5 protein-coding genes are annotated in these 6,990 nt (G+C 71.0%); 2 read left to right on the plus strand and 3 right to left on the minus strand.

All coding sequences use genetic code 11. The features are described from left to right. Window positions 1-15: 15 nt before the first annotated feature. Window positions 16-1,509: a 30S ribosomal protein S1 gene (gene rpsA, locus STRIP9103_RS25990; RefSeq protein ID WP_009322963.1), complete on the minus strand. Its 1,494-nt coding sequence runs from the start codon at window positions 1,507-1,509 to the stop codon at window positions 16-18. A gap of 329 nt (window positions 1,510-1,838) precedes the next feature. On the opposite strand from rpsA, the gene STRIP9103_RS25995 reads away from it, so the two are divergent. Then, a complete protein-coding gene (locus tag STRIP9103_RS25995; protein WP_009322961.1) occupies window positions 1,839-2,792 on the plus strand; it encodes a class I SAM-dependent methyltransferase in 954 nt (317 codons plus the stop codon). A gap of 150 nt (window positions 2,793-2,942) precedes the next feature. Then, complete coding sequence (locus STRIP9103_RS26000) at window positions 2,943-5,675, plus strand: ATP-dependent RNA helicase (protein ID WP_009322957.1); 2,733 nt, start codon at window positions 2,943-2,945, stop codon at window positions 5,673-5,675. A gap of 21 nt (window positions 5,676-5,696) precedes the next feature. On the opposite strand, the gene STRIP9103_RS26005 is transcribed toward STRIP9103_RS26000, so the two are convergent. Continuing rightward, on the minus strand, window positions 5,697-6,689 hold the full coding sequence (locus tag STRIP9103_RS26005) for a PorA family protein (RefSeq protein ID WP_009322958.1): 993 nt from the start codon (window positions 6,687-6,689) through the stop codon (window positions 5,697-5,699). 65 nt (window positions 6,690-6,754) lie between these two features. Further along, complete coding sequence (locus tag STRIP9103_RS49630; protein ID WP_009322960.1) at window positions 6,755-6,889, minus strand: SPW_0924 family protein; 135 nt, start codon at window positions 6,887-6,889, stop codon at window positions 6,755-6,757. Window positions 6,890-6,990 lie beyond the last annotated feature (101 nt).

The raw sequence follows: 6,990 nt of genomic DNA on the forward strand, positions 1-6,990 counted from the left end.
CTCAGCAGTGAGCGTTCAGCTCTGGCCGCCGGCCAGCTTCTCGCGGAGCGCGGCGAGCGCCTCGTCGGAGGCCAGCGCACCGGAGGTGTCCGCACCCTCGGAGGAGTACGAACCGCCACCCGACGCGGCCGGAGCCGCAGCCTCGCCACCCTCGGCCGCAGCGGCGGCGTCCGCCTCGCGGGACTTGATGACCTGCTGCTGGTGCTGCTCGAAGCGGCTCTGCGCCTCGGCGTACTGGCGCTCCCACTCCTCGCGCTGCTTCTCGTAGCCCTCGAGCCAGTCGTTGGTCTCGGGGTCGAAGCCCTCGGGGTAGATGTAGTTGCCCTGGTCGTCGTAGGACGCGGCCATGCCGTACAGGGTCGGGTCGAACTCGACCGACGCCGGGTCGGCACCGAAGGACTCGTTGGCCTGCTTGAGGGACAGCGAGATCCGGCGACGCTCCAGGTCGATGTCGATGACCTTGACGAAGATCTCGTCGTTGACCTGGACGACCTGCTCCGGGATCTCCACGTGGCGCTCGGCCAGCTCGGAGATGTGGACCAGACCCTCGATGCCCTCGTCCACGCGGACGAACGCACCGAACGGAACCAGCTTCGTGACCTTGCCGGGCACGACCTGGCCGATCTGGTGGGTGCGGGCGAACTGCTGCCACGGGTCTTCCTGGGTCGCCTTCAGCGACAGGGAGACACGCTCGCGGTCCATGTCGACGTCGAGGACCTCGACCGTGACCTCCTGGCCGACCTCGACGACCTCGGAGGGGTGGTCGATGTGCTTCCAGGACAGCTCGGAGACGTGGACCAGACCGTCGACGCCACCCAGGTCCACGAAGGCACCGAAGTTGACGATCGAGGAGACCACACCGGAACGGACCTGACCCTTCTGGAGGGTCGTGAGGAACGTCTGGCGGACCTCGGACTGGGTCTGCTCCAGCCAGGCACGGCGGGACAGGACCACGTTGTTGCGGTTCTTGTCCAGCTCGATGATCTTGGCCTCGAGCTCCTTGCCCACGTAGGGCTGAAGGTCGCGGACGCGGCGCATCTCGACCAGGGAGGCCGGGAGGAAGCCACGGAGGCCGATGTCGAGGATGAGACCACCCTTGACGACCTCGATGACGGTACCGGTGACGATGCCGTCCTCTTCCTTGATCTTCTCGATGGTGCCCCAGGCACGCTCGTACTGGGCGCGCTTCTTCGAGAGGATCAGGCGGCCTTCCTTGTCCTCCTTCTGGAGGACCAGGGCCTCGATCTCGTCGCCGACGGCGACGACCTCGTTGGGGTCGACGTCGTGCTTGATCGAGAGCTCGCGGCTCGGGATGACACCTTCGGTCTTGTAACCGATGTCGAGCAGGACCTCGTCCCGGTCGACCTTCACGATGACGCCGTCGACGATGTCGCCGTCGTTGAAGTACTTGATCGTCTCGTCGATCGCTGCGAGGAAGGCTTCCTCGTTACCGATGTCGTTGACCGCTACCTGCGGGGTGGTGGCGGTGGTCTCGGTGCTGCTCGTCATGTGGGAAAGGGCTCCGGTACGGACATTGAAGTCGTAGGTACTGCTACGCCGGGAGCCCGTATCGCTCTGAAGAAGCCGGACAGCCAAGGAAGCGCCACACCAGGAGATTCACCAGGAAAATCCTGCGGCGCCTCGACAACCGAGGGGACATACAACAGATGCGAGCGCAGCCTGCTCCGTCTGAGGTGCGCAGGCCCGCAGCGCAACTTGTAGCATACGGGGGCAGCCGGGCAGGGTCAATGCGCGAAGGCGCACACCCGGGGCGGAACGCCGCATACCCGGCACAAAACCTGTCCCATGAGGCCACGCAGGCCTGAGACACCTCTTCTGTGACACCGCCGGGGCGGGTCGCGTCACGCGGGTTACGGAAGAGTACGACGAGGGAGCCGATCATCCAAGAGCCCGATGTCCACGAGGTCCGTGAGGCCGTCGAGGCCGCCGGTGCCGCCGAGTCCGACGGTTTCGCCGGTTCCGTCGAGTCCGGCGAGTCCGTCGAGCCGGAGGCCACCCGGCGTGCGGCCGGGGTCGCGGAGAGTTCCCGGGCGAACCGGGGCTGGTGGGACCGCAACGCGGACGAGTACCAGGTCGAGCACGGCACGTTCCTGGGCGACGATCGTTTCGTGTGGGGCCCGGAGGGGCTCGACGAGGTGGAGGCGGAGCTGCTGGGGCCGCCCGAGGAGCTGAAGGGCAAGGTGGTCCTGGAGGTCGGCGCCGGCGCCGCGCAGTGCTCGCGCTGGCTGGCCGCCCAGGGTGCCCGTCCGGTCGCCCTGGACCTCTCCCACCGCCAGCTCCAGCACGCTCTGCGGATCGGCGGATCGTTCCCCTTGGTGTGCGCCGACGCGGGTGACCTGCCCTTCGCGGACGCCTCCTTCGACCTGGCGTGCTCGGCGTACGGGGCGCTGCCGTTCGTCGCGGACCCGGTGCGAGTGCTCGGGGAGGTGCGTCGGGTCCTGCGTCCCGGTGGCCGTTTCGTCTTCTCGGTGACGCACCCGATCCGCTGGGCGTTCCCGGACGAGCCCGGTCCGGCGGGGCTGTCGGTCTCCGCCTCGTACTTCGACCGCACGCCGTACGTCGAGCAGGACGACCAGGGCCGCGCGGTGTACGTCGAGCACCACAGGACGATCGGCGACCGGGTGCGGGACATCGTCGCCGCCGGGTTCCGGCTGGTCGACCTCGTCGAGCCGGAGTGGCCCGTCTGGAACACCTCCGAGTGGGGCGGCTGGTCGCCGCTGCGCGGAGGGCTGATCCCGGGGACGGCGATCTTCGTGTGTGAGCGCGACTGAGGCCGGGGCCGAGATCGCGCGCGTGCGCCTGAAGGGTCGCGCGCACGCGTGCGTAAAGAGTGTTGAGGCGGAGGTGCGAAGCCCGGCGTCGTCCTCGGGCCGGGCACGCGTGCGTGGAGGGGGTTCTCGCGGGCGTACGACACTGGGGGCGTGATCCGTTACGACGCCCTGGACGCGCTGCCTGTACGTAGCGCTCTGCCCGGTCTGAACGACGCCCTGGAGACACACGGGACCGCGGTGCTCGTGGCGCCGCCGGGCACCGGCAAGACGACACTGGTGCCGTTGGCGCTGGCGGGGCTCCTGGACGGCGGGCCGGCGCGGCGGGTGGTCGTCGCCGAGCCGCGGCGGATCGCGGCGCGGGCGGCGGCCCGGCGGATGGCGTGGCTGCTGGGCGAGAAGGTCGGCGGGAGCGTCGGCTACACGGTGCGCGGTGAGCGGGTCGTCGGGCGGCACGCGCGCGTGGAGGTCGTCACGACCGGTGTACTGCTGCAGCGCTTGCAGCGCGACCAGGAGTTGCCGGGTGTCGACGTGGTCGTGCTCGACGAGTGCCATGAGCGGCATCTGGACGCGGACACGGTGGCGGCGTTCCTGCTCGACGTGCGCGAGGCGCTGCGGCCCGAGCTGCGGCTGGTGGCGGCGTCGGCGACGACGGACGCGGAGGGCTGGGCGCGGTTGCTGGGCGGGGCGCCCGTGGTCGCGGCGGAGGGGGTGTCGCATCCGGTCGAGGTGGTGTGGGCGCCGCCGACCCGTCAAGTACGGCCGCCGCACGGGATGCGGGTGGATCCGGCGCTGCTGACGCATGTGGCGTCGGTGGTGCGGCGGGCGCTGTCCGAGCGGTCGGGTGACGTGCTGTGCTTCCTGCCCGGGGTGGGTGAGATCGCGCGGGTCGCCGGGCAGTTGACGGGGCACGCCGGCCTCGGGGACGTGGACGTGCTCCAGGTGCACGGGCGGGCGTCGGCGGCTGTGCAGGACGCCGTGCTGGCCGGTGGCGAGCGGCGGCGGGTGGTGCTGGCGACCTCGGTGGCCGAGTCGTCGTTGACGGTGCCGGGGGTTCGGGTGGTCGTCGATTCCGGGCTCGCGCGGGAGCCACGCGTCGATCACGCGCGGGGGTTGAGCGCCCTGACGACGGTACGGGCCTCGCAGGCGGCCGGGCGGCAGCGGGCTGGGCGGGCCGGGCGTGAGGCTCCGGGGGCCGTGTACCGGTGCTGGGCGGAGGCCGAGGACGCCCGTCTGCCGCGCTTTCCGGCACCGGAGATCAAAGTGGCCGACCTCGCCGCGTTCGCCCTCCAGGCGGCATGCTGGGGCGATCCGGACGCCTCCGGGCTGGCCCTGCTGGATCCACCGCCGAGCGGGGCGATGGCGGCGGCACGGGAGGTTCTGTCGGCCGTGGGTGCGGTGGACCCCGCCGGGCGGGCCACGGAGCGAGGCGTACGCATGTCGGGGCTGGGCCTCCACCCCCGGCTGGCCCGGGCGCTGCTCGACGCGACGCCGCTGGTGGGGGCGGACCTGGCGGCGGAGGTCGTCGCGCTGCTGAGCGAGGAGCCGCCCCGGGAGTGCGGTGACGACCTGACCGCCGTCCTACGAAGCGTCCGGCGGGGCGGCGACGCCTACGCCGGCCGCTGGCGTACGGAAGTCCGGCGGCTGCGGGCTGCGTCGACGCCCGCGCCTGCGCCGCGACCCCTTTCCACGGACGCCGTAGGCGGTGGCGGTGCGAGGGCCGACCGTAGGGGCAGCGGCAGGGACAAGGCTCAAGCTCCCGTAGGTGGCGATCGCTCCCCCTCCCCGGTTGACGCCTCGAACTCGTCGGTGGTCGGCTCGAACCCCCCGGCAGACGACTTCGGCAGTTCCTCTCGGCCCGCCCGGCGTGACAGTGGGGCGGGTCGGTGGTCAGGCGCCGGAGAGGAGCGGGCCGTGGGGCTCGTCGTCGCGTCGGCGTTTCCCGAGCGGGTGGCCAAGGCGGACGGAGGGGCGTATCTCATGGCGTCCGGGACTCGGGCCCGGATTGGGGACGGGGACGGGGGCGGGGGCGGGTTGCGGGGGGCCGAGTGGGTTGCCGTGGCTGTGGCCGATCGGCCGGTGGGGGCCGGGCACGCGCGGGTGCGGCTCGGGGCCGTCATCGACGAGGGGGTGGCGAGGGAGGCTGCCGGGGCGCTCTGGCGCGAGGAGGACGAGGTGGGATGGCGGGGCGGGGACGTCGTCGCTCGGCGGGTTGAGCGGTTGGGGGCCGTGGAGTTGGGGGTGCGGCCGGTCAGGGACGTCGCGCCCGGGGTCGTACGAGAGGCGCTGGTGGAGGGGCTGCGTACCGAAGGGCTCGGGTTGTTGCGGTGGTCGCAGGATGCGGAGCGGTTGCGGGAGCGGCTCGCCTTTCTGCACGCGCATCTGGGTGAGCCGTGGCCCGATGTCTCCGGCGGGGCGCTGCACGCGCGCGTGGACGACTGGTTGGAGCCCGAGTTGAGCCGGGCCCGGCGGCGGGCGGATCTGGGGCGGATCGACGCCGGGGAGGCTCTGCGGCGGTTGTTGCCCTGGGCCACCGGGGATGCCGTACGGCTTGGTGAGCTCGCGCCCGAGCGGATCGAGGTGCCGAGCGGGTCACGGATCCGGGTCGACTACACGCGGCCCGAACAGCCGGTGCTCGCGGTGAAGTTGCAGGAGATGTTCGGAGCGCGGGAGTCGCCGGTGCTGGCAGGGGTTCCCGTACTGGTGCATCTGTTGTCCCCGGCGGGGCGGCCCGCCGCCGTCACCGCCGATCTGGCCTCGTTCTGGCGGGACGGCTACCGGGCCGTACGGGCGGAGTTGCGTGGGCGGTATCCCAAGCATCCGTGGCCGGAGGATCCGGCGACCGCCGAGCCGACCCGGCACACGAACGCACGGCTCAGACGCTGACCGGCTCAGCCGCTGACCCGTTCAGGCGTTCACCGGTTCGGGGGCCGGGGGCTTGGTGGACTCGGGGTCGCCCGGCCGGCGGCCCCGGGCCTCGACGTAGAGGGCGAGGGCCAGGAACAGGATGCCGAGGCCCAGGAAGCCCCAGGGCAGATACGAGGTCATCAGCAGGACGTAGACGCGCTGGGACTTGACGAGGTCGACGGTGTGTTCGATGTAGTCCTCGCGCATCTTCACATGGCCGGCGAAGGCGGTGACCTTCTCGCGGTCGCCGAGGAGGGAGCCGCCGCGCAGTTCCTCCTTGTGGATCTCCTCGCCGTAGACGGGGGCGCCGGTGACGGGCTCCACCCAGAACTTGCGGACCGTGGTGTACCAGCGGGTCGTGCCCGTCTCGGCGACCGTCTCACGCGTGATGCCCTCGACGGGCATGACGCGGGGGAAGGGGACCTTGGTCCAGGGGATGGTCTGTTCGAAGTAGTAGACCTCCACTCCCCGGAAGTCCTGGGTGCCCTTGTAGTGGATCGGGGCGGTCACCCTCGCCTGGGCGTCGAAGTACTCGTAGTCCCGTTTCTCCGTGAGGAAGGGCCATTTGAATTCCAGACCCGCACGCTTGACGGGGTCGCCGTCGACCATCTCGTCCTTGGCGTGGACGGGTTCCTGGGTGTGGGCGTCGAAGATGTAGCGCTCAGGGATCTTGGACACCATCTCGCCGCCCGGGCCCTCGACGTAGGACAGTCCGTCCCAGACGACCACGTCCCGGCCGACCGTCTTCTCGATCTTCTCCGAGGCCTCCACGTTGCCCTTGAGGGTCTGCACGATGGTGACCTCGGGGACCGTCCGCTCGGTCATCGTGCCGTAGTCGAGGAGGGTCGCGTCCTTCGCCTCCAGGACCATGTCCTGGTACTGGTTGGCGGGGACCTTGGCCACGCGTGGGAAGACGTACCAGCGCAGCAGCGGGGACAGTGCCGCGAAGAACACGGCGAGCGCGAGCAGGATCAGGCCGGCCTTGCGGCGCATCTCGGCCTCCCTCCCGGGCGGTTGTGAGGTGCCGGCACGCTCGTCCGGTGTGCGGGCACGGTCGGCTACGGGTGTGCGGGCACCGTCGTCAGCAACGGTTTCGGCGACGTCTCTCCCGTCGGTGAGCCCAACGCCGTGACGGTGAACGCCAGAGCGAACGCCAGTGTGAGACCGGTCGCGGCGGCGACGAGGGCACGCATACGGACCTCCCGGCTATGGCTTTCCGACGGGCAGGAACTGATGCATCGTCAGGTTCGGCACCGTAGCAACGGTCGGGTGAGATGAGAACAGGTCTCACACA

This window comes from Streptomyces ipomoeae 91-03, assembly GCF_000317595.1.
Lineage (GTDB): Bacteria > Actinomycetota > Actinomycetes > Streptomycetales > Streptomycetaceae > Streptomyces > Streptomyces ipomoeae.